The organism is Ferruginivarius sediminum (assembly GCF_003344765.1).
Taxonomy (GTDB): Bacteria; Pseudomonadota; Alphaproteobacteria; order Kiloniellales; family Rhodovibrionaceae; genus Ferruginivarius; species Ferruginivarius sediminum.
Map to the genome: position 1 here is coordinate 37,752 of NZ_QPMH01000012.1, position 22,347 is coordinate 60,098.

Sequence of the window (22,347 nt, forward strand, 5' to 3'; positions counted from 1 at the left end):
TCCGGCCTTAGAGGATCGCAGCCGCCGCCGGCGTGCTGAACACGAAGACCAGCAGCAGCACGAAAGCCAGCGCCGCGACGCCGCCGTGAATCACCACGACCGCGCTTGGCAGCGACTCGCCACGCAGGTGCTTGCCGAGGAACAGGTACGCGCCGCCCAGCGCCGCAACCACGAAGAGCACCAGCGCCACGACGGCCAGCGACGAGAGGCCGGCGGAAAACCCGGCCGCCGAATTGGCGATGCCGGCGATCAGCAAGACCACGGCGAGCGCCGCGGCAAGACCGTGAACGACGGCAAGTCCGGTCGAGGGGCGTTCCTTGCCCCCAGAGCGGAAGTGCATCACGGCCAGTGCGAGGCCGCCGAGGGCGGCAACGGCAAAGATAACGACAGACCAGCCCAGCATTCAGTCCCTCCTGTACGATCACGACGCTTTCCGGACACGCGGCAAAGCCACGGGCCCGCGTTCACCTATGTCTGATTAGTGATCGTTTACCCAATTGGATGCACCGGACTTGCCACTTTCTTGTCCGGCGCGGGGAGGAAGAGACGAGAATGGAGTTTAGAAACGGGCAGGCCTACCCTGTTTTTCGAATCTGAAAACGCAGGCTGCCCACGCCCTCGATGTCCGCGTCGACATCGTCCCCCGCTTGCAGGGGGCCGACGCCGGCCGGTGTGCCGGTCAAAACGATGTCGCCCGGCTTCAGGGTGAAGACCTTGCTTGCTCGCGCAAGAACCTCCGGCACCGACCAGATGAGTTGTGCGAGATCGCCGTCCTGGCGCGGCTCGCCGTTGACGCTCAGCCTTATCCGGCCGTGCGCGGGCGGTTGTCCCCGGTGAATGGCACCGCAGGGGCACGAGGCTTCGAAGGCTTTGCCGACTTCCCACGGGCGGCCAAGCTTCTTCGCTTCGCCCTGCAGGTCGCGGCGGGTCAGGTCGATGGCGACGGCGTGGCCATAGATCGCCTCCGCCGCGGCCTTCGGGCCGGCGTCCCTCAGTTCGGCGCCCAAGGCGACGGCAAGTTCGACCTCGTGATGGAGGTCCGCCGTGGCGGGCGGGTAGGGGACCGATTGGGGTTCCACGACGATGGCGTCGGCGGGCTTCATGAAGAAGAACGGTGGCTCGCGATCCGGGTTGTGTCCCATCTCGCGCGCGTGAGCGGCGTAGTTGCGGCCGACACAGAAGATGCGACGGACCTTGAACCGCCGCTGCTCGCCCTGGACGGGCAGGGCAGGGCACGGCCAGTCGAAAACGAAGCTGCCCTCGCTCATTTGTCGCCTTCCAGGCGCCGACGCTCCGCCTCGCCGATGAAGGCATCAGCATGGATGTCTTCGGCCGCGACGCCAAGGCCGCGAAGCAGCTTGCCGGCCACCTCCACCATCGGCGGTGGCCCGGCAAGGTAGGCAATAGCGCCGGAGAGGTTCTGGAAATCCAAGGCGATAGCGTCCGTCACCAAGCCCGCGCGTCGCGTGGTCTTGCCCGAGGCCTCGGACAGCACGGGCGTGAAGCGCAGGTTCGGATGGCGTCGGCACAGGCCGTTGAAACAGTCCTCCATGTAGATATCCCGCTCGTCGCGGACGCCGAAGTAGAGGTGGATCGGCTGCTTCAAGCCGAGCTCCAGCGCCTCCTCGACGATCGCCTTGATCGGCGCAAGGCCGGAACCGCCGGCCACGGCAACGATAGGACCCGGATGCTCCGGCCGCAGATAAGTGTCGCCGAACGGCCCGCGCAGGGTCACTTTGTCGCCCACGCCCACGCGCGTGCTGGCATAGAGGCTGGGACCACTCCCGGCGTTGCGGATGTGCAGGGCAAGGAACGGCTCGTTCGGGCGGCTGGCCAGGGAATAGTCGCGCTCTTCCTGGCCCTCGAAGGCCGCGCGGACATACTGTCCGGCCGAGTAGACGAAAGGCCCGCCGTCATCCGGTTCAAGATAGAGGGCGCGGATGTCGTGCGTGGCCTGCTCGATCGCGCTCACACGGCAGGTGATGGTGCGCACGGGGTGGCCCGGGCCGCGGAGTTTCGCGACAGCATCGGCGTCGATGGGCATAGGCAGGGCTTTCGTCAACTTGCTTCAAACGTGCGCAGGATGTATCGCGAAGCCATCCGCGATCAAGCTGGACATGCCCGCGGGTTTACGAAAGCTAAGCCGCCCGCCGCGCGCACCCTTGGGTTGCCAAAAAAGCGCTAGAGCGCCGAAACCGGCATCGCTATCCTCGCGGCCAGCTTCACAGATCCGCAGTAGACCGCCCGAAGGGAGGAAACGCCGCCATGCCGCTCGACGACAAGCCCGGCTTCGACAAGTCCAAGCTTCCCAGCCGGCACGTGACCGTCGGCCCCAGCCGGGCGCCGGCACGCTCTTACTACTATGCGATGGGCCTGTCGGAAGAGGAGATCAATCAGCCCTTTGTCGGCGTGGCGACATGCTGGAACGAGGCCGCGCCCTGCAACATCTCGCTCTCGCGCCAAGCCAAAGCGGCCAAGGTCGGCGTGGAGCAGGCACGCGGCACGCCGCGCGAATTCACGACGATCACCGTCACCGACGGCATCGCGATGGGCCACCAGGGGATGAAGTCGTCCCTGGTGAGCCGCGAGGTCATCGTCGATTCGGTCGAGCTGACCATGCGCGGACACTGCTACGACGCCCTGGTCGGCATCGCGGGTTGCGACAAGTCGTTGCCCGGCATGATGATGTCGATGCTGCGCCTCAATGTGCCCAGTGTGTTCATGTACGGCGGCTCCATCCTGCCGGGTAAGTTCAAGGGGAAGGACGTCACCGTGCAGGAGGTCTTCGAGGCCGTGGGCGCGCATGCCGCCGGCAAGATGTCGGGCGAGGACCTGCACGCGCTGGAGTGTGTGGCCTGTCCCTCGGCCGGGTCCTGCGGCGGCCAGTTCACGGCGAACACCATGGCCTGCGTTTCGGAAGCCATCGGTCTCGCGCTGCCCGGCTCGGCCGGTGCGCCGGCGCCATACGAATCGCGGGATCAGTATGCCGAGGCCTCGGGCCGGGCGGTGATGGACCTGCTGGCCCGCAACCTGCGCCCTCGCGATATCGTCACGCGGAAGGCGCTGGAGAACGGCGCTGTCGTCGTCGCGGCCTCCGGCGGCTCTACCAACGCGGCGTTGCACCTGCCGGCGATGGCGCACGAATGTGGCATCGAGTTCGACATTCACGATGTTGCCGAGATCTTCCGCCGCACGCCGTATATCGCCGATCTGAAGCCGGCGGGGCGTTACGTCGCCAAGGATCTTTTCGAAATCGGCGGCGTCCCGGTTCTGATGAAGGCGCTCTACGACGGCGGCTATCTGCACGGGGACTGCATCACCGTCACCGGCAAGACCATCGCCGAGAATCTGGCCGATGTAAAATTCCCGACGGATCAGGATATTATCCGGCCAACTTCAGATCCCATATCAACTTGGGGTGGGGTAGTCGGCCTGCGCGGAAACCTGGCACCCCAGGGGGCCATCGTGAAGGTGGCCGGCCTGGAAGACCTGAAGTTCACCGGCACCGCCCGCTGCTTCGACAGCGAGGAGGAGGCCTTCGAGGCCGTCAACCGCCGGGACTACAAGGAAGGTGATGTGATCGTCATCCGCTACGAAGGTCCGCGCGGCGGCCCGGGCATGCGGGAGATGCTGGCCACGACGGCCGCGATCTATGGCCAGGGCATGGGCAAGAGCGTGGCGCTGATCACGGACGGGCGTTTCTCTGGCGCGACACGCGGCTTCTGCATCGGTCATGTCGGGCCCGAGGCGGCGGTCGGCGGCCCGATCGGGCTGCTGCGCGACGGCGACAAGATCATCATCGACGCTGGAACCGGTAAGCTGGACGTTGACCTTACCGAGGCCGAGTTGGAGGAGCGGCGCAAGTCCTGGCAGCCCCGCCAGCACGATTACCAGTCCGGCGCTCTTTGGAAGTACGCGCAGACCGTGGGCGACGCGGAAAAGGGTGCGGTGACACATCCGGGTGGCAAGGCGGAAACGCACCAGTACGCTGATATCTGAACGCGGCTAGCCCTCACCCTGGCCCTCGCCCCGCTTGCGTGGAGAGGACCAGGGTCAGGGGTACCTCCACCCCACTACCGTTGCCGCCGCAAAGCTCTTAACCTACGCCCATGGCCCGCATCGCAGTCGGCGGTTTCCAGCACGAGACGAACACCTTCGCCCCGGCGAAGGCGACGTTCGCGGATTTCGAGCGTGCCGGCGCATGGCCTGGACTGGTGCGTGGCCGGGCGCTGCTCGAAGGCGTGCGCGGCATCAATCTGCCCATTGCCGGCTTCATCGAAGAGGCTCGGCGGCTGGGGCACGAGGTCCTGCCGCTGTCATGGGCGCAGGCGACACCATCGGCGCATGTCACGTCCGACGCTTTTGCCAGGATTTTGAACCAGATATTGGAGGATCTTTCAACACAGGTGGATCTCGATGGCGTCTACCTGGACCTCCACGGCGCCATGGTAACCGAGCATTTGCACGACGGCGAGGCGGTGATTCTGGAACAGGTGCGCGCGCTGGTCGGGAACGGGTTGCCGTTGGTCGCCAGCCTGGACCTGCACGCGAACGTCTCGCCCGAAATGGTAAAGCGGGCGGACGCGCTGATCTCGTTCCGCACCTATCCGCACGTCGACATGGCCGAAACCGGCGCGCGGGCCGCGCGGCACCTGGATTTCCTGCTGGCGGGCGGGAAGGCGCAGCACCGGGCGCTAAGACAGCTTCCGTTCCTCCTGCCGCTTACGGGCGGATGCACCCTGGTCGAGCCGGGGAAGGCGGTCTACGCGGAATTGGAAGCGTTGGAAGGCCGGAACGGTGTCGCGGCACTCTCCTTCAATTGTGGCTTTCCACCTGCCGATATCCCGAACGCCGGTCCCAGCGTTATCGCCTATGGCGCAAGCGAGACAGCGGCAAGCAACGCGGCGGACGCGCTTGCCGACTTCGTTCTGGCGCGCGAAGCGGAGTTTGCCGCCGACATCTTCACCGCCGAGGCGGCGGTGGCCGAGGCGCGGCGTATCGCCCGGTACGCGGATGCCCCCGTCGTCCTGGCCGACACACAGGACAACCCAGGCGCCGGCGGCGAGGGAGATACGACCGGCCTTCTGGAGGAGCTTGTGCGCCAGGATGCCGAGAGAGCGGTTGTCGCCATGCTCCATGACCCCGCGGCCGCATGCGCGGCGCACGCGGCGGGGAGAGGGCAGTGCCTTGACCTGGAACTTGGCAATGCCAGCGGCTGGGCCGGACAACAGCCATTCCGGACGGTGGTGAAGGTCGAGGCACTCGGCGACGGCAGCATCGTCGGCACCGGTCCTTTCTACAAAGGCGCACACATAGAGTTAGGGCCGATGGCATTGCTGCGGATCGCCGACAGCGACGTGCGCGTCGTTATCGCATCGCGCAAGATGCAGGCGGCCGACCAGGCGGTGCTGCGCCATCTCGGCGTCGAGCCGCGCGCCGCCGGGATTCTGGCGCTGAAATCTTCCGTCCACTTCCGTGCCGATTTCCAGCCGATTGCCGCAAAGGTCATGGTCGCCGCCGCCCCCGGACCGAACCCGGTTGACCATACGTGCCTGGCGTACCGGCACCTGCGCTCCGGCGTGCGACTGATGCCGAACGGCCCGACCTTCCTGGGACCCACGCACCGGTCGTAGCGGCAACATTTCAAGGCTTGAATCCAGTCGTGACCAGCGGTCATGATGCCGCAATCCCTGTCCGCGCGAGAAGGAACGGAAAGAGCGGGGCCATGTCGGATCGCAACCGCAACGACCTCCAGTGGCGGGAGGATGCCATCCTCTCGGCGGCGCTTCAGCTCGCCGAGGAGCGCGGCTGGCGTGGGACCACGGTTGCGGAGATCGCCGGGCACGCGGGTATCGCGAAAGGTGCCGTCTACAAACACTTCGCGAGCAAGGAAGATGTCTACGCGCGCCTTGCCGTGGATATGCTGCAAGGCCTTCTCGCGCATTTGCACCTGCTGGACTCCACCGACCCTGCACCGGAACGCCTAATGTCGGCCATCGAGATCGTATTTGACGAGGTCGAAAAGGCGGGACAGGCGCGCAACATTCTGTTCGACACGCAAACACGCGAAGTGCGGGCGGCGCTGAGCGACGGGATGCAGCATGCCCTCGCCGCCGCCGAGGCGAAGATCGAGGGTATCCTGCGCGATATTCTTCTCGCAGGCATGGCAGCCGGGAACTTCGCCGCGCGGCCGGCGAACGAAGCGGCGTTCAGCGTGCGCGCCGCCATACTCGGCAGCGTGCAGCAGGCTTGGCGCGAAGGCGATGGCCCTACGGATGAGGCGCGTCAGGCAATCACGGACCTTATCGTTGGCGGTCTCATTGCAGGCCGTGTGACAACGTGAGTCACCCCTACAGATAGTACGTTTCGGATTATTCCGGAAAGCGTTCCTAGCAATCGGCGAACTCTATTCAAGTCTTGGACCAATCTCGTCAATCCCGCCCTCAGGGCAGCGTTTTCCTTGTGATTCATACGCTATGTTAATCATTTGTTTATCCGCATTTCCCTTGAATTAAGAACCATTCACAGAATGAACTCCAAGAGGGGAGTCGGATGCGGACGAAGGTATCGAAATTGCTCGGCGGTGGGACGATTAGAGGTCGCGTCCTTGCCGGAATGGTTGGTCTTGTGGCGCTGGCCCTGGCTGCGGCCATGATCCCGACGATCTTGATGTCGAACTGGCAGGCAAACCAGAGCGCACAAGGTGTTTCGAACGAGCTGTCTAAACGCTTTGGCAAGGTTGTCGCGGAGAAGCTTGAAGACGGAATGAAGGTTTCAAGGAGCGTTCGCGATTTCCTGCTGGAACTGCGCGAAAACGGCAAAGCTGATCGCGACTTGGCCAACGATCTGTTGAAGAGACGTTTGAAGGCGCACCCTGACCTTCTTGCCGTTTGGGTGGGATTCGAGCCCGACGCCTTTGACGGGAAGGACAGCGTGTATGCCGGTACAAAAGGGCACGATGAATCGGGGCGGTTTGTTCCTTATTGGTACCGCTCAGGCGGCGACGTTCACCTTGAGCCTCTGATCGGCTACGAGAATGCTGGTGAGGGGGATTTCTATCAGCTCCCTAAGAAACGGCGGCAGGAAGTCATCATCGAGCCGTATATGTATGCGGCTGGGGGCGAGGAAATCCTTATCACCTCGATTACTGCCCCAATCATTGTGGACGGCGAGTTTATCGGTGTTGCCGGGATCGATGTCGCGATGACGGGTCTTCAGGAGCAGCTTTCCGGTATTCGTCCCTATGGCACCGGATTCGGGACGCTTGTGAGCCACGAAGGCAAAATCGTGACCTATCCGGACCCCAGCTATGTAAACAAGGACTTGGCGGAAGTCGGATTCGGCGAGGAGGTTAGGACAGCCGTCTCCGACGGTAATGAACTTATCCAGACCAATGCATTTGGCCGGAATGGTGATGGGGTAATGCGCGTTGTTGCCCCTGTCAAAATTGGTAAAACCGGGACACCGTGGGCGTTCGTGGTCACCATTCCGCACGAACAGGTGTTCGCCTCCGCCAATCGGTTGACGCGAAACGCGCTGGCTATCGCGGGTGGGGCAGTCCTCGTAGCCGTTCTTCTTGCGTGGTTCCTTGGCAACGGCATAAGTCGGCCCATTGTCCGGATGACCCAGGCCATGCGCCGTCTTGCCGATGGCGATAACACAATCGATGTGCCGGCTCTCGACCGCCAGGACGAAACTGGTCAGATGGCCCAGGCTGTCGAAGTATTCAAACAGAACGCCATTGAGGCCGAGCGGCTCAAAAAAGAGCAGGAGGAAGCAGAGGGGAGGGCCGAGGAGGAAAAACGCCGGGCCCTTCGCGCGCTTGCAGACAGTTTCGAGGCGGAGATTGGCAATGTCGTCAAGACGGTGAGCGCGACGGCGACCGAACTCGATAGCACGGCCCGTCAGATGAATAGCGTCGCTACGCAGACCTCTGAGCGGGCAGGCGCAGTCTCGACTGCGGCCGGACAAGCTTCCAGCAACGTCCAGACTGTCGCGTCGGCGGCCGAAGAGCTCTCTAAATCCATAAGCGAGATCGGATCCCAGGTGACCCGGTCAAGCGAGCTTGCAAAATCGGCGGTCGATGAAGCGGAGAAAGCCAATGTTCAGATATCCGGCCTTGCCGAAGCAACGGACAAGATTGGCGAAGTCGTGAACCTTATAGAGGATATTGCGGAGCAGACGAATCTCCTCGCCCTGAACGCGACAATAGAGGCCGCGCGGGCCGGCGATGCCGGCAAGGGCTTTGCCGTGGTGGCGCAGGAGGTCAAATCGTTGGCGGACCAGACCTCCAAGGCAACCGGTGACATCTCGGGTCGAATCGCTCACGTTCAGCAGGAGACGAAGGGAGCGGTTGCAGCCATCGACAACATTGTCCAACGGATCCGGACGATTGACGAAACCGCTTCGGCAGTGGCCTCGGCGGTCGAAGAGCAGGATGCCGCTACGAACGAAATCTCCCGAAATGTTCAGGATGCGGCGACCGGCACACAGGAAGTGACCAGCAACATCGAGGCGGTCAGCGAGGCGGCTCAGGAAACTGGTAGCGCGTCAAACCAGGTGACCTCTGCGGTTGGCGAGCTATCGCAACAATCCGAGCACCTGTCCCAGCAAATCGGCGACTTCCTACATAAGGTGCGTCAAGGCTAACTGCGTCGCACATCAATGGCTTCGTTAGGGCGCCGTCCAAATGATTGGGCGGCGCTCGCTTATTCGCCACGCGTTACAGTCGGCATCCGGAAGGCCAAAGCGAATCGGGCGATGTTTACGTCCGTCCCCACGGCCCCCCGGCGGTGTCGCCGGGCCGGCGGCGTTTCAGGCGGATTCCCTTTGGATAGCTGCTGCCACCACCGCCGCCCAGCGGAATGGTCTTGTGCCGGAACGGGATGATAAGGATGCACCCGGCCGCGAAGCCGCCAATGTGCGCCCACCAGGCGACGCCGCCGCCACTCCCCGTCAGTGCCGAAAAGACCTGGAACCCGATCCAGAAGCCGAGCAGCAGCCACGCAGGTAGTGTAATCGGGATAATAAAGACGAGGATCGTGACCCACGCCTTCGGGTGCAGCATCAGGTAGGCGCCCAGCACGCCCGAGATCGCACCGCTGGCGCCCACCATCGGCTGGGTCGCGGTGGGTGCGACAAGCACGTGGGCCATCGATGCCGCGACGCCGCACAGCAGGTAGAACGCGACGAAACGGCGATGGCCCATCGAGTCCTCGATGTTGTCGCCGAAGATGCCGAGGAACAGCATATTGCCAACCAGGTGCATCAGCCCGCCGTGCAGGAACATGGCGGTGAACAGCGTCGCCCAGGCCGGAATCGCATCGAGTGCCGGCGGCAATTCCTTCAGTCCTAGCAGGACTGACGGGATCAGACCGAAGCTGAAGGTGACGAAGCGCGCGAAATCGCGCCCGCCGGCAAGCTCTAGCAGGAACAGCGCCACGCAGACGATAATGATCGTCCACGTGACGTAGGGTCGTTCGATCAATATCCGCGGGTTATCGTCGCGGAGGGGGATGAAGGGCATAGGCGGTCCTCTACCGCGTTTGGTGTCACCGCCATATGGGTGCAACCCCGGTACTTGGCGACCTGGCCGGTCAGGGCGCGTCGGATACGTCGGACGTGCGGTCGCGAGGCCATTCGGGCAGATAGGGGTCTAGGTGCAGCCACGGCAGGCGGCTGGAGGTCCAGACGTGATACTGGGCAGGCACGTTCGCGGCGTCGTCCAGTGTCGCGACGGTTATACCTATACGATCCGTCGCACTCACATTGCGAAAAGTGATCTGGCAGCCGCAGTTGGGGCAGAAGCCACGCTCATGGGTTTCGGACGAACGCCACGTCTTCAGCGTTCCGCGGCTTAGCGTCATGTGTTTCGGTGACACCGTGAACCAGCTTATGGCGACAGCGCCGCTGGCACGCTGGCACATCCTGCAGTGGCAATGCATGACGTTGTGTATGGGCGCGGTGATCCGGTAACGGATGCCGCCGCAAAGGCAGCCGCCTTCATGAGTCGCCGTGCTCATGCCGTCAGCTCGCAAACGACGGGGGTGTGGTCCGAGGGCCTGTCCCAGCCGCGCGGTGTGGTGTCGATCTCGCAGCTTTGCAGCCGGTCCGCCGCCTGCGGGGAGAGAAGAAGATGATCGATGCGCAGGCCGTCGTCATTGCGGAAGGCCGCGCCATAGTCCCAGTAGCTGTAGACGTGCTTCTCGCCATGCAGGGCACGCCATGCTTCGGTCAGCCCCAGATAGGTGAGAGCGCGGAAGCGCTTGCGCGTGTCGAGCCGGCACAGCGCGTCGTCGGCGAAACCCTCGGGGTCGTAGACGTCGTCGTCCGTCGGCGCGCAGTTGTAGTCGCCGCCGAACACGACGGGCCGTTCCTGCTTGAGAAGACCGGTGGCATGCGCGCGGAGGCGGTCCATCCAGTCCAGCTTGTAGGGGTATTTGGGACCATCCACTGGGTTCCCGTTCGGCAGGTAGATCGACGCCACGCGAATGCCGGCGGTTTCGGCCTCCACATATCGCGCCCGCTCGTCCGATTCGTCGCCAGGCAGGGTGGTGCGCACGTCCGAAATCTCATGGCGGGAAAGAATGGCGACGCCGTTATAGCTCTTCTGGCCGACAACCACCGACTTATAGCCGGCAGCCTCAACCTCCATCCGCGGAAAGGAGTCCTCGGTGCATTTCAACTCCTGCAGCAGAATGACGTCGGGCTCCGCTATCTTCGCCCACTCGACGAGATGTCCGACGCGTTGCTTGATGGAGTTCACGTTCCAGGTGGCGATCCTAGGCATCGCTGGCCTCTGAATTCGTCGACCGTGAGATGAAGTGCTAACAGCATGCGAATCCGCAGCTCTCACTCGCTCTCCATAACCTAGCCAGACCCTTCGCGAAAGGAGTTCACGATAAGGACCGACAAGGCAGGTGCACCACAGGTTCAACCCAATGCACGCGAGATTCGGCTTCCCGTGCCCTACGCGTGCCTACTATACGGCGTGTGCCTGCGCCCGCGCCGGCGAGGCGCTGTCGGCGCGAGCGGTCGCCTCGGGATCGAGGGTGCGCATCGCCTCGTACTGCGAGAGGAACACCTGTCCGGTCAGACCGTCCAGGAAGCGGGAGCGCTTCAAGCGGTCCATCACCGGTCCCTTTACCTCGGACATATGGAACGTCACGCCGGCGGACGAAAGCCGCTCGACGATGGCTTCCAGGCTTTCCAGGGCGCTGGCGTCGATCAGGTTCACGGCCGGGCACATCAGGACGACGTGCTTCAGTTCCGGCCGCTCGGCGACCATGTCGTAGATATTGTCTTCCAGGAACCGGGCGCTGGCGAAGTAAAGGCTTTCGTCCACACGCAGCGTCAGGACGGTATCGCTCGTCGTGACCTCGTGGCGCAGGATGTTCCGGAAATGCTCGGTCCCGGGAACCTGGCCGACCACAGCCATGTGAGGCCGGCTGGTGCGCCAAAGGTACAACGCCACCGACAGGCCGACACCCGCCGCCACACCCGCCTCGACGCCAACCGTCAGCACAACAAGGATGGTGGCGGCCATCGCGGCGAAGTCGCTCTTGGAATAATCGAAGGTGCGCTTCAGGGCTTTCAGATCCACAAGCGACAGCACCGCCACGATGATCGTGGCCGCCAGGGTCGCCTTCGGCAGGTAGAAGAACAGCGGTGTCAGGAACAGCGCCGTCAGCGCGATGCCAACCGCTGTGAAGACGCCCGCCATCGGGGTCTCCGCGCCGGCATCGAAGTTCACGACCGAGCGGGCGAAGCCACCGGTCACCGCATAGCCGCCGGAGAATGCGGCTGCCAGGTTGGCCGCGCCAAGGCCGATCAGTTCGTTGTTGGCCTCCACCCGCTGGCGCTTCTTGGCGGCCAGCGTCTGCGCCACCGACATCGATTCGACAAAGCCGATAACGCTGATCAGGAGCGCCGCGGGCGCCAGGGTCGCGAAAAGGTCGAGGTCCATCGGCGGCGCGCTGACCGGCGGCAGGCCCTGGGGAATGGTGCCGACGATATCGACGCCGCTCTGGCCCAGGTTCAGGAGTGAGACCAACGAGGTCGTCACGATTACCGCCGCGACCGGGCCGGCCTTGGTGAGAACCCCGGCCAGTTGTGCCGGAATGCCCAGCCGAAGCAGGAGCGGCTTCAGCCGGCTACGCACCCAGAACAGGAACGCTGTCGCCGCCGCGCCGATTCCGAGCGTCCAGAGGTTGGTTTCGTCGATGTGCCGGGCCAGGGATCCGACGATGGAGAACAGCGAGTGCCCGTGCGCCTCCACGCCCAGGATATGCTTGAGCTGGCTGGAAGCGATCAGAATTCCCGAGGCGGTGATGAATCCGGACACCACGGGATGGCTCAGCAAGTTCGCGAGGAACCCGAGCCGGGCGACGCCCATCGCGATCAGCATGCCCCCCGAGAGCAGCGCCAGGGCGATCGCCGCGCCCAGGTATTCGGGCGAACCGGGCTCGGCCACCTTGGAGACGGCGGCCGCCGTCATCAGTGAGACCACTGCCACCGGCCCGACCGCCAGCGCCCGGCTTGTGCCGAAGACGGCATAGGCCACCAGCGGCAGGATGCTGGCGTAGAGCCCGACCTGGGGCGGCAGGCCCGCCAGTAATGCGTAGGCCAGGCTTTGCGGGATCAGCATGATGGTGACGATGATCGCCGCCACCAGATCCGCGGAGAACTCCGGCCCGCGATACCGGCTGAGCCAGGTGATGGCGGGCACGGCGCTGCTAAGGGCGGGAAGTCGCATTTACGGGCTCACGCGGCTGGGAGGGGCAGAGGTTCAGGATGCCTTGGCCCTGGCCTTCGGGGCACTGAAGTCGCAGGCCTCCGGCGCCTCGTGCGCGGCCGGGGCGTGCGGCAGAAGCTCGGGCTTGGCCAGCCATTCGCGACCCTTCAGCATCAGGTCCCAGTAGATCCAGGGGAGCATCTTCTCCTTCAGGAACCAGTTGATGCGCCGGGGCTTCGTCGGGTCCCACGGGAAGGTCGGCAACAGCTTGCCGCCGTAGCCGAACTCCGCCAGTACGATCTTGCCGCGCTCCACGGTCAGGGGGCAGGACCCATAGCCGTCGTAGATGGCGCGCGGCGCCTCGCCGTCGAGCACCGAGATCGCGTTCATCGCGGCCACCGGGGCCTGCTTTCGCACCGCCGCCGCCGTTTTCGCGTTGGGAGCCGAGCTGGCGTCGCCGATGCCGAAGACATTGCTGTAGCGGCTGTGCTGAAGCGTTTCCGGGCTGACCTCGACCCAGCCATTGGCGTCGGCCAGCGGGCTATTGCGTATGAAGGCGGGCGCGCGCTGTGGCGGGCAGACGTGCAGCATGTCGAAGTCCTTCTCGACGGTTTCGCTGCTGCCGTCCGGCTTCGTGACCTTGAACCACGCCTTGCGCGCCGGGCCATCGACCGCCGCGAGGTCGCTCTGGAAGTTGAGGTCGATGCCGTAGCGTTCGACATAGGTCATCAGGGCGGGCACGAATTCCTTCACGCCGAACAGCACCCCGCCGGCGGTGTGGAATTCCACGTCGATGTCGCCCAGAACCTTGCGTTTCTCCCAGTCGCAGCACGAGAGATAGGCCGCCTTCTGCGGCGCGCCGGCGCACTTGATAGGCATCGGCGGCTGGGTAAAGATCGCCCGTCCGCTGCGCATCGACTGCACCAGATCCCAGGTGTAGGGCGCCATCTCGAACATGTAGTTGGACGTCACGCCATTGCGGCCGAGCGTCTCCTGCAGACCCTCGATGCCCTGCCAGTTCAACTCGATCCCTGGCGAGACGATGAGCGTGCGGTAGGCCAGGTGCTCGCCATCTTCCAGGACGACGCGATTGCGCTCCGGCTCGAAGCTGGCGACGGCAGCCTTCACCCACTTGACCTGCTTCGGCATGGCCGAGGCCATCGGGCGTTCGGTGTCGCCGCGCTTGAACACGCCGCCGCCGACGAGCGTCCATCCCGGCTGGTAATAATGCGATTCCCGTGGCTCCACGACCGCGATGGAGGCGTCCGGCCGGCGGCCCAAAAGGCTCGAAGCGGCCGCGATACCGCCGGAGCCGCCGCCGACGATGACGACGTCGTAGCTGGCCGCCGGCGTGATGACGGTTTCGCGGATCAGCGCATCCGTGCGCGCCCGCGTTTCCAGCCGCGAACGCAGGGCCTCCAGATCGTATCCGGCCTCGGCCGTGGTGCGGAGAATGGCGTTGGGGTCGAGGTGATAGGCTTCCGAAAGCGCCCAGAGCGTGGTCGAGCGCGTGCCCGTGCGGCAGAACGCCAGCACCGGGCCGTTCAACTCGCCAAGGGCATCGGCGAAGGCGCCGACGTCCTCGTCGCCGACTCTGCCCGAGACGACCGGAATATGCCGGTACGCCAGCCCCTGCCGCTCCGCGGCCGCGCGCAAGGCCTCGCTGCCCGGTTGGTCGTCGGATTCGCCATCGGGACGGTTATTGACGATGGCCCGGAAACCCTGGGCGGCCAGGATTCCCATGTCGGCCTCGTTGATCTGTGGCGAGACCGATAGGAAGGGAGTGAGTTTGGCGACCTTCATGGAGCCTCTCCAGATGGCAATGCTTGAGCGCCGCACCGCAACAGCACGGCACGCCTGACCCCTGCCGGCATAGCCGGCGGAGTGCGAAACACGCGGGATGACGGCGCCGGGTGTCCTGGCGCCGCAGACTGGTTACAGCGTGTCGACGGGGATCTTCAGATAGACGGTCCCGTTATCCTCCGCCGGCGGCATCTTGCCCGCGCGCATGTTCACCTGCACGGACGGCAGGATCAGGCGCGGCATGCCCAGCGTCGCATCGCGGCCGGTGCGCATGCGCACGAAGTCCTCCTCGCTGACGCCCTCGTGGACGTGGACGTTATTCCGCTTTTCCTCGCCGATTGTGGTTTCCCACTTGTACTCATCGCGCCCCTCGGCCTTGTAGTCGTGGCACATGAACAGCCGAGTCTCGTCCGGCAGCGCGAAGATTTTCTGGATCGAGCGGAAGAGCTGTCGCGCGTCCCCGCCGGGGAAATCGCAGCGCGCGGTGCCGAAATCTGGCATGAACAGCGTATCCCCAACGAAGGCCGCGTCGCCGATCACGTAGGTCAGGCACGCCGGCGTGTGGCCGGGGGTGTGCATCACACGGCAGGAGATGCTGCCCAACTTGAAAGTGTCGCCGTCCTTGAACAGCCGGTCGAACTGGCTGCCGTCGCGCTGGAACTCGGTGCCGGCGTTGAAGATCTTGCCGAAGACCTCCTGCACGGTCCTGATGTGCTCGCCAATGGCCAGGTTTCCGCCGAGCTGCTCCTTCAGATAGGGCGCGGCGGAAAGGTGGTCGGCGTGAACATGGGTTTCGAGCACCCATTCCGGCTGAAGCTCGTGCTCGCGGACATGGGCGATCATGCGATCCGCCGACTCACGGTTCGTGCGGCCGGCCGCCGGGTCGTAGTCGAGCACGGAGTCGACAAGGGCGCATTTCCGGGTTTCCGGGTCGGTAACCACATAGCTGACGGTGTTCGTCGCCTCGTCGAAGAAAGCGGTCACCTCGGGTTTCACGATGACATCGGCGCTCATGATGACAACCTCCGCGCGGTGGTTTCGCGTATCCGGTTCGCCTCGACAGGCGGGCCGGGGCGTTCGGGGGTCCGCAAGCCGGCCTTTCAGCAAGGGCTGGACGATTGCGGATTCATGCTTTAAAATTATTGCAATTATAAAAATCGAATATTAGCAACGAGTCAATCCCGATTCTGCATCAAAGTGTCGGGCGGATCGAGAAGGGAATGGACATGAGCGAGCACCAAGATGCGTGGGATGCATCCGGGCCGGAAGCGCAACCGGGCCTGCCGCGGATAGGTGAGCCTGCGCCGCACTTTGCCGCCCGCACGACGCATGGGCCGCGAACGCTGGAGGATTACCGCGGCGAGTGGCTGATCCTGTTCTCTCACCCAGCCGATTTCACGCCGGTGTGCACCAGCGAGTTCGTCGCACTGGAGCGTGCCCGTCCCGATTTCGAGGCGCGGGGCTGCAAGCTGCTCGCCCTGTCGGCCGACAGCGTTTTTTCGCATCTTGCCTGGATCCGTAGCATCCGCGAAGCATTCGCAGTCAGTGTCGGCTTTCCCATCGTCGAGGATATGTCGATGGGCATTGCGCGCGCCTACGGCATGGTGCATCCGCGCGCAGGGGACACCTCAACCATCAGGGCCGTATTCTTCATCGACCCCCACGGAATCGTCCGTGCAATTACCTATTACCCGATGACTGTCGGCCGATCGATTCCGGAGATGCTGCGCTGCCTCGCCGCTTTGCAGACTGCCGAGAAGGGCGGGGTGTCCGTTCCGGCGGATTGGCAACTTGGCGACGACGTCCTGGCCCCGCCACCAGTTTCCGCGGACGAGATGGACAGGCTTGCCGAGGCGCCAGGAAACCGGGACTGGTATTTTCGCACCGTGCGGATGCGGAACGGGGAGATCAAGGGGACTTGACGAACCCGCGGGCGTGCGCCGAAGGTAATTGGCAAAATATACGATTGCAGCAATTGGCAAGGAAGAAGGCATGGACGGCGGGGCCGCAACGGACGGAAGGGCCATCGTAGATGAGGCCAGCAGCGTGCTGCGGGCGCTTGCCCACCCGGCGCGCTTGATGATCGCCTTCCACCTGCTCCAGGGCGAAAAGTCGGTCGGCGAGATCGAGCATGAGCTGGACCTGCGTCAGCCCGCCCTGTCGCAACAGCTTCGCCAGCTTCGCGAGGCCGGCATGGTCGCGACCCGGCGCGAGGCGAAGCTTGTGTACTATCGCCTGGACGACGAACGGGTGCCCGGCTTGCTGGAAACCCTGCGCGCGTTGTTCGGCGAGGGGCGGGACTCCATTGCAGGGGCATCGTCCGTCGCGAGTGTTGCCAAGCCGGCCACCCTTTCAACGAGCATCGCCGCAACCGAGTGTGCGGTTTTCTCCGTGGCGAGCCGACGTTCGTAGCGGTCGCGGGGCGCAACCCAAAGAATACAACGCCATCATTCGCATCTAGCTTTGAGGGCAAAAGGATTCATTCCGCCCGCAAAGGCGTTTCCTGGCCCCAATACAGTATTTGGGCCGGCCGCAATAGTCGGTTAGTCTCCCAGCCCGACGTGCCATCGACAAGCTGGCGGTAAGCGTCCCGCACGTGCCGCACATTTGTTGTGCGCCGGTGCGCGGGCGGCCGATTAAAAAAGGGGAGGGTTGGATGATTCACACCGCACTCAAGCGCTTCGGTTGCGCCGTGGCCACAGCCGCCGTGCTGGCCACGGGAACTGTCACGGGCGCCTCGGCCGACGTTCTCGACAAGGTCATGGAGCGCGGCACGCTCGTTGTCGGCGTGAAGGCCGACTACAAACCCTATGGTTTCCTCAATCCCGACGGCGATATCGTCGGAATCGAGCCCGATCTGGCGCAGGACGTCGCCGACACCCTGGGCGTCGAACTGGAACTGGTGCCCGTCGTCGCATCGAATCGCATGCAGTTCCTGGACCAGGGCAAGATCGACCTGATGATCGCCACGATGACCGACCGGCCCGACCGGCGGAAGGTGGTGAACATCCTGAACCCGGACTACTACTCCTCCGGCACCAATATCATCGCCCGCAAGTCCGCGGAGTTCGACGAGTGGGAAGACCTCGAAGGCGTGCCGGTCTGCGGCATTCAGGGTGCTTTCTACAATCGCAAGACGCAGCGCGAGTTCGGGGCCAAGATCGTCGGCTTCACCGGTACGTCGGAGGCCTTGAACGCCCTGCAACAGGGCCGTTGCGCCGCGTTCGTCTATGACGACAGCTTCCTGGCCTCGCGCCTGCAGGAGGCCGAGTGGTCGGAGTACAACATGCCGCTCCAGACCATCGACGACGCGCCGTGGGGCCTCGCGGTCAAGCACGGCGAGGAGCGTTTCGCCCGCTTCATGTCAGGTATGGTGGTGAAGTGGCACGTCGACGGGCGGATCGTCGAGCTTGAGAAGGAATATGGCATCAAGCCGACGCCGTTCACGCAGCGGATGCACGAGCTGTTCAGCGGCTTCGTGCCGAAGGAAGAAGGCTGATCGAACGGTCGCACCAATCGGGGGCACGGAGCGGACGCAACAGGTTCGCTCCGTACCTTGTGGACTTCAAGGGCGTGGCGAACGGCGCGTAACCGGCGGGAGGCGGCGTGGAAGATTTCTTCCAGTGGTTCCGCTGGCTCTATGACGAGACCGGCATCAATCTGACGATCCTGTACGACTCTTTCGACCGCGAGCGGATGGTTCGCGGCTTTTTCAACACGATCTACCTGTCGCTCATCTGTCTTGCCCTCTCGGTCGTGATCGGACTGGTGGGCGCGTGGCTGCAGGGATCGCCGTTGAAGTGGACGCGTCGGATCGTGCAGGGCTACATCCAGCTATTCCGGAATACGCCACCTCTGGTGCAGATGTATTTCTTCTTCTTCGCGCTGGGCAGCCTGATGCCGCGCATGGAGAACGAGTACGGCATCATGGAGCCGGTGCTGAGCAACTGGCACTGGGCCATCATCTCGCTGTCGTTCTTTGCCGGTGCCTTCAACGTGGAGATATTTCGCTCGGGCATCGAGGCGGTCCCGCGTTCGACCGTGGAAGCTGCGGAGTCGCTCGGCTACACACGCTTGAAGACGTACATTTACGTGGTGCTGCCTCTGGCTTTCCGCGTGTGCTTGCCGGCCTTGAACAACAACCTCGTGAACCTGGTGAAAACCACGACACTGGCCTACGCCATAGCGGTGCCCGAGATGCTTTATGTCGCCAACCAGATCTGGTCGGACAGCGTCAACGTGCCGGAGATGATGACCTTCCTGCTGCTGGCCTACGTCGTGCTGGTCGGACTGCTGGTCCACGTGATGAACAGATGGGAGCGGGCGATGCGGCTGCCCGGCTATGGGGTATGAGAGCGGCCGGCGAGCGGCTTTATGGCACGACGGACCTGCCGGTCCTGCTTCCCCCCGGCGAGCGGCTGCTGCGCCGCGCCAGCCGTGAGCGCACGGACGGCGTTCCCCGGCTTACGCTCAAGGCATGGCATGGTGCGGTCATCGCGGCCGTGGTGCTGCTGGCCGCCGCAGCCGCGCAGGCGCAGGGCGCGGCCGAGGCGCGGCCCGGCGTCCTGACAGCGCTATGGAAGTGGGTGCCGCTGTTGGTTGAGGGCTTCCTTTTCAACATCGCCATCAGCTTTCTGGGCATGGGCATCGGAACCGCTCTCGGCACCGTCCTTGGCGTCATGCAGATCTCGCTGCTGCCGCCGGTGCGGGCGGGTTCCTGGATCGTGACGCAGTTTTTCCGCAACGCGCCATGGCTGGTGCTCCTGTTCTTCTGCATGTTCCTGCTGCCCTTCGAATTCCGGGTCATGGGCTTCGTCGTGCCGTTCCCGGATTGGGTGAAGGCGACCCTGGGCCTGTCGCTGCCGGTGATGGCGAATGTCTCGGAAATCGTGCGCGGCGCAGTCCAGTCGATTCCCTCGGGACAGTGGGAGGCGGCGGAATCCCTGGCCTTCAGCCGGCGACAGACGCTTGTCCAGATCATCCTGCCGCAATGCATCAAGCGGATGCTGCCCCCGTGGATGAACCTCTATGCCATCCTGACCATGGCCACGGTTCTGGCCTCCGTGGTCGGGGTGTCGGAGGTCATGACCCTGACCCAGCGCGTGCTCTCCGCCGAAAGCCGGCCGGAGCTGCTGGTGCCGTTCTACGGCTTCGTGCTGCTGTTGTTCTTCATGTACTGCTATCCAATCGCCCGTTTCACGCACAAGCTGGAGCTGCGCTATGTCGTCAAGCTCTGAAACCGCCGCGACGCAGGCCACATGGACGCCCGACCGTCCGATTGTCTCCATCCACGGCGTTCACAAGCGCTTCGGGGATTTCGAGGTGCTGCGCGGCGTCACCTTCGACGTGATGAAGGGCGACGTTGTTTGCGTTATCGGGCCGTCCGGCTCGGGCAAGTCGACGCTTTTGCGCTGCATCAACGCGCTGGTTCCGATCGACGAGGGCTCGATACAGGTGGCGGGGCAGGAGGTTCACGACCCGAAGCTGGATAAGCTGGCCCTGCGCAAGAAGGTCGGCATGGTCTTCCAGCAATATAACCTGTTCCCGCACAAGACGGCGCTCCAGAACGTCATGATGGCGCCGATCCAGGTCCTGAAGCAGGACAAGGCCGAGGTGCGGGAGCGCGCGCTGAAGTTGATGAAGAAGGTGCGCCTCAACGGCAAGGAGGATGCCTATCCGGGCGAGCTTTCGGGCGGCCAGCAGCAGCGGGTCGCCATTGCCCGCTCGCTGGCGATGAACCCCGACGTCATGCTGTTCGACGAGGTCACCGCGGCCCTTGATCCGGAAACCGTGAAGGAAGTGCTGGTGACGATCCGCGATCTGGCGGAAGAGGGCATGACCTGCATGCTGGTGACCCACGAGATGGGCTTTGCGCGCGAGATCGCGGACATGATGTACTTCACCGACAATGGCGTGATCGTCGAATCGGGACCGCCGAAGGAATTCTTCGCGAACCCGCGCGATGCGCGGACGAAGGAGTTCCTGGGCCAGATCCTGTAGAACGCGAGGGCGCTGTTTTCCAGCCTAGATCGAGAACGACGAGCCGCAGCCGCAGGAGCTACTGGCGTTCGGGTTCTTGATCTCGAAGTACGAGCCGATCAGGTCCTCGACGAAATCGATCTCGCTGCCTTGCAGGAGTTCCAGCGAGATCTCGTCGATGACCACGGTGACACTGTCGCGGTGAAAGGTCCGGTCATCGTCGTTGACGCTGTCCGCGAAGTCGAAGCCATATTGGAAGCCCGAGCAGCCGCCGCCGGAAACGGACACACGCAGCATAAGATTCGGATTGCCTTCCTGCTGGGCAAGGCCGGCAATCCGCTTGGCGGCGTTCTCGCTGATGGTGATGCCGGGCGCCTCGGCCACCTCGGACATGGCGCAACTCCTTATCCAGCCTACACTCGACCTATCGATCATGTATGTAAGCAAATCGGGGGGCATGTCAAAGGGCGCATCGCAACAGTCCGCCGTGCGCCTTTCGCACGTGGACACCACCACCTGCCGGCAGTAGGGTCGCGGCCATGTCCGAGGTCGTCGCAAATCCTGGCGCGCCGGCGGTGTGCGCAACCGATCCCGCAAGCTCGCGCGGCCGGCTGTACGCGGAGCCGGAAAGCGCTTCGCGCACCTGCTTCCAGCGTGACCGGGACCGAATCGTCCACGCCCGGGCCTTCCGACGGTTGCAGTACAAGACGCAGGTGTTCGTTTACCACGAGGGCGACTATTTCCGCACGCGCCTGACCCACTCGCTGGAGGTGGCGCAGATCGCCCGGTCGGTATCGCGCTGCCTCGGCCTCAACGAGGATCTTGCCGAGGCGGTGGCGCTGGCGCATGACCTTGGGCACACGCCCTTCGGCCATGCCGGAGAGGACGCGCTCGGCGAGATGCTAGCCGGGGAGGGCGGTTTCGATCACAACGAGCAGACCTTCCGCATCCTGACGCGGCTGGAGCAACGCTATGCCGAATTCGACGGCCTGAACCTGACCTGGGAATCACTGGAAGGCGTCGTGAAGCACAACGGGCCGGTCAACGACCCGCCGCCCTCTGTCCAGGCATTCTGCCGCGACTTCGACCTGGAACTCGCCACCTATGCCGGTCCGGAGGCGCAGGTCGCCGCGATCTCCGACGATATCGCCTACAACAACCACGACATCGACGACGGTCTGCGCGCCGGATTGTTCACCATCGCGGACCTGCGTGACATACCCCTGGTGGGGCCGGTTTTCGAGGAAGTGGCGGAACGCTATCCGGGCTTGGAGGAAAGCCGGCTGATCCACGAAGTGGTGCGCCGATTGATCGACCGGATGGTGGCCGATCTCGTGGCCGAGACTCGCCGGCGGATCGAATTATTGGCGCCAGGGAGCGCCGCCGAGGTGCGCCGGGCCGATCGGCCGCTGGTGGCGTTCTCCGAGGAGATGCGCGGCAACGACCGGGCGCTGAAAGATTTCCTGTTCGAGCGAATGTACCGCCATTACAAGGTAAATCGCATGACCGCGAAGGTCCGCCGGGTCGTGCAGGAACTGTTCCAGCAGTACATGTCGCAGCCGGATTGCCTGCCGCAGGACTGGCGGCAGCACGCGCGCGCCCTTGAGCCCGCCGGCCGGGCACGCCTCGTGGGCGACTACATTGCCGGCATGACCGACCGCTATGCCTTGCAGGAACACAGCAAACTTTTCGACGTCCACGCCCCGACTTGACGTCGATTTGGCGATCTGCTCGTGAAAACTACAGACAAGACTTGACCGAATCGCCGCCAATCCGATTAATCGACAGAGTAGTGGCGTTGACGTGTGCCTTGTCGCAGCGGGCTGTCAACT

General features: G+C 64.0%; 21 protein-coding genes. 11 read left to right on the forward strand and 10 right to left on the reverse strand.

The genetic code is table 11. The features are described from left to right. Positions 1-7 precede the first annotated feature (7 nt). The 3 genes from DRB17_RS13000 to DRB17_RS13010 all read right to left on the reverse strand — a co-directional run bounded on the left by DRB17_RS13000 (position 8) and on the right by DRB17_RS13010 (position 2,044). Positions 8-403: a hypothetical protein gene (locus DRB17_RS13000; protein WP_114582648.1), complete on the reverse strand. Its 396-nt coding sequence runs from the start codon at positions 401-403 to the stop codon at positions 8-10. 172 nt (positions 404-575) lie between these two features. Beyond that, the gene (locus DRB17_RS13005; RefSeq protein WP_114582649.1) at positions 576-1,268 is read right to left on the reverse strand and encodes a fumarylacetoacetate hydrolase family protein; all 693 of its coding nucleotides are present in this window, start codon (positions 1,266-1,268) and stop codon (positions 576-578) included. Then, positions 1,265-2,044 carry a ferredoxin reductase domain-containing protein gene (locus DRB17_RS13010; RefSeq protein WP_114582650.1) on the reverse strand — a complete coding sequence of 260 codons (780 nt, stop codon included), beginning with the start codon at positions 2,042-2,044 and terminating at the stop codon, positions 1,265-1,267. Before DRB17_RS13010 ends, DRB17_RS13005 begins: the two co-directional genes overlap by 4 nt. Positions 2,045-2,265: 221 nt before the next feature. Between DRB17_RS13010 and ilvD the strand changes: the two genes are divergently transcribed. The 4 genes from ilvD to DRB17_RS13030 all read left to right on the forward strand — a co-directional run bounded on the left by ilvD (position 2,266) and on the right by DRB17_RS13030 (position 8,649). After that, positions 2,266-3,999, forward strand: a complete 1,734-nt coding sequence (gene ilvD / locus DRB17_RS13015; RefSeq protein WP_114582651.1) for a dihydroxy-acid dehydratase — start codon at positions 2,266-2,268, stop codon at positions 3,997-3,999. 110 nt (positions 4,000-4,109) lie between these two features. Beyond that, complete coding sequence (locus DRB17_RS13020) at positions 4,110-5,633, forward strand: M81 family metallopeptidase (protein ID WP_114582652.1); 1,524 nt, start codon at positions 4,110-4,112, stop codon at positions 5,631-5,633. 92 nt (positions 5,634-5,725) lie between these two features. Then, on the forward strand, positions 5,726-6,343 hold the full coding sequence (locus tag DRB17_RS20860) for a TetR/AcrR family transcriptional regulator (protein ID WP_114582653.1): 618 nt from the start codon (positions 5,726-5,728) through the stop codon (positions 6,341-6,343). A 209-nt stretch (positions 6,344-6,552) separates the two neighbouring features. Next, positions 6,553-8,649, forward strand: coding sequence for a methyl-accepting chemotaxis protein (locus DRB17_RS13030; protein ID WP_114582654.1), 2,097 nt, complete (start codon positions 6,553-6,555; stop codon positions 8,647-8,649). A 115-nt stretch (positions 8,650-8,764) separates the two neighbouring features. Here DRB17_RS13030 and DRB17_RS13035 read toward each other — a convergent pair whose 3' ends face one another. The 6 genes from DRB17_RS13035 to DRB17_RS13060 form a co-directional block, all read right to left on the reverse strand. After that, positions 8,765-9,487, reverse strand: a complete 723-nt coding sequence (locus DRB17_RS13035; RefSeq protein ID WP_206607883.1) for a rhomboid family intramembrane serine protease — start codon at positions 9,485-9,487, stop codon at positions 8,765-8,767. 109 nt (positions 9,488-9,596) lie between these two features. Continuing rightward, positions 9,597-10,022 carry a GFA family protein gene (locus DRB17_RS13040; protein ID WP_114582656.1) on the reverse strand — a complete coding sequence of 142 codons (426 nt, stop codon included), beginning with the start codon at positions 10,020-10,022 and terminating at the stop codon, positions 9,597-9,599. Further along, on the reverse strand, positions 10,019-10,789 hold the full coding sequence (locus DRB17_RS13045; RefSeq protein WP_114582657.1) for an exodeoxyribonuclease III: 771 nt from the start codon (positions 10,787-10,789) through the stop codon (positions 10,019-10,021). The genes DRB17_RS13040 and DRB17_RS13045 overlap by 4 nt, the downstream gene beginning before the upstream one ends. 192 nt (positions 10,790-10,981) lie before the next feature. Beyond that, a complete protein-coding gene (locus DRB17_RS13050; RefSeq protein WP_114582658.1) occupies positions 10,982-12,754 on the reverse strand; it encodes a SulP family inorganic anion transporter in 1,773 nt (590 codons plus the stop codon). Positions 12,755-12,787: 33 nt separating this feature from the next. Continuing rightward, complete coding sequence (locus tag DRB17_RS13055) at positions 12,788-14,536, reverse strand: bifunctional protein tyrosine phosphatase family protein/NAD(P)/FAD-dependent oxidoreductase (RefSeq protein ID WP_114582659.1); 1,749 nt, start codon at positions 14,534-14,536, stop codon at positions 12,788-12,790. Positions 14,537-14,668: 132 nt separating this feature from the next. Then, a complete protein-coding gene (locus tag DRB17_RS13060) occupies positions 14,669-15,550 on the reverse strand; it encodes an MBL fold metallo-hydrolase (protein ID WP_114582660.1) in 882 nt (293 codons plus the stop codon). A gap of 206 nt (positions 15,551-15,756) precedes the next feature. Between DRB17_RS13060 and DRB17_RS13065 the strand changes: the two genes are divergently transcribed. The 6 genes from DRB17_RS13065 (at position 15,757) to DRB17_RS13090 (ending at position 20,536) form a co-directional block, all read left to right on the forward strand. Further along, complete coding sequence (locus DRB17_RS13065) at positions 15,757-16,458, forward strand: peroxiredoxin (RefSeq protein WP_206607884.1); 702 nt, start codon at positions 15,757-15,759, stop codon at positions 16,456-16,458. A gap of 70 nt (positions 16,459-16,528) precedes the next feature. Then, positions 16,529-16,948: an ArsR/SmtB family transcription factor gene (locus DRB17_RS13070; RefSeq protein WP_114582661.1), complete on the forward strand. Its 420-nt coding sequence runs from the start codon at positions 16,529-16,531 to the stop codon at positions 16,946-16,948. Positions 16,949-17,192: 244 nt separating this feature from the next. Further along, positions 17,193-18,035: a transporter substrate-binding domain-containing protein gene (locus DRB17_RS13075; RefSeq protein ID WP_114582662.1), complete on the forward strand. Its 843-nt coding sequence runs from the start codon at positions 17,193-17,195 to the stop codon at positions 18,033-18,035. Between the two features lie 107 nt (positions 18,036-18,142). Continuing rightward, positions 18,143-18,889, forward strand: coding sequence for an amino acid ABC transporter permease (locus DRB17_RS13080; RefSeq protein WP_241503835.1), 747 nt, complete (start codon positions 18,143-18,145; stop codon positions 18,887-18,889). Continuing rightward, positions 18,886-19,773 carry an amino acid ABC transporter permease gene (locus DRB17_RS13085; RefSeq protein ID WP_114582663.1) on the forward strand — a complete coding sequence of 296 codons (888 nt, stop codon included), beginning with the start codon at positions 18,886-18,888 and terminating at the stop codon, positions 19,771-19,773. The genes DRB17_RS13080 and DRB17_RS13085 overlap by 4 nt, the downstream gene beginning before the upstream one ends. Further along, positions 19,757-20,536: an amino acid ABC transporter ATP-binding protein gene (locus DRB17_RS13090; protein ID WP_114582664.1), complete on the forward strand. Its 780-nt coding sequence runs from the start codon at positions 19,757-19,759 to the stop codon at positions 20,534-20,536. Before DRB17_RS13085 ends, DRB17_RS13090 begins: the two co-directional genes overlap by 17 nt. 24 nt (positions 20,537-20,560) lie before the next feature. Here the strand turns inward: DRB17_RS13090 and erpA are convergent, their stop codons facing one another. Next, on the reverse strand, positions 20,561-20,908 hold the full coding sequence (gene erpA, locus DRB17_RS13095) for an iron-sulfur cluster insertion protein ErpA (protein WP_114582665.1): 348 nt from the start codon (positions 20,906-20,908) through the stop codon (positions 20,561-20,563). A 146-nt stretch (positions 20,909-21,054) separates the two neighbouring features. Here erpA and DRB17_RS13100 point away from each other — a divergent pair, with 146 nt between their 5' ends. Beyond that, positions 21,055-22,227 (forward strand): deoxyguanosinetriphosphate triphosphohydrolase, encoded by a 1,173-nt coding sequence (locus DRB17_RS13100; protein ID WP_114582666.1) that lies wholly within the window; start codon positions 21,055-21,057, stop codon positions 22,225-22,227. Positions 22,228-22,347 lie beyond the last annotated feature (120 nt).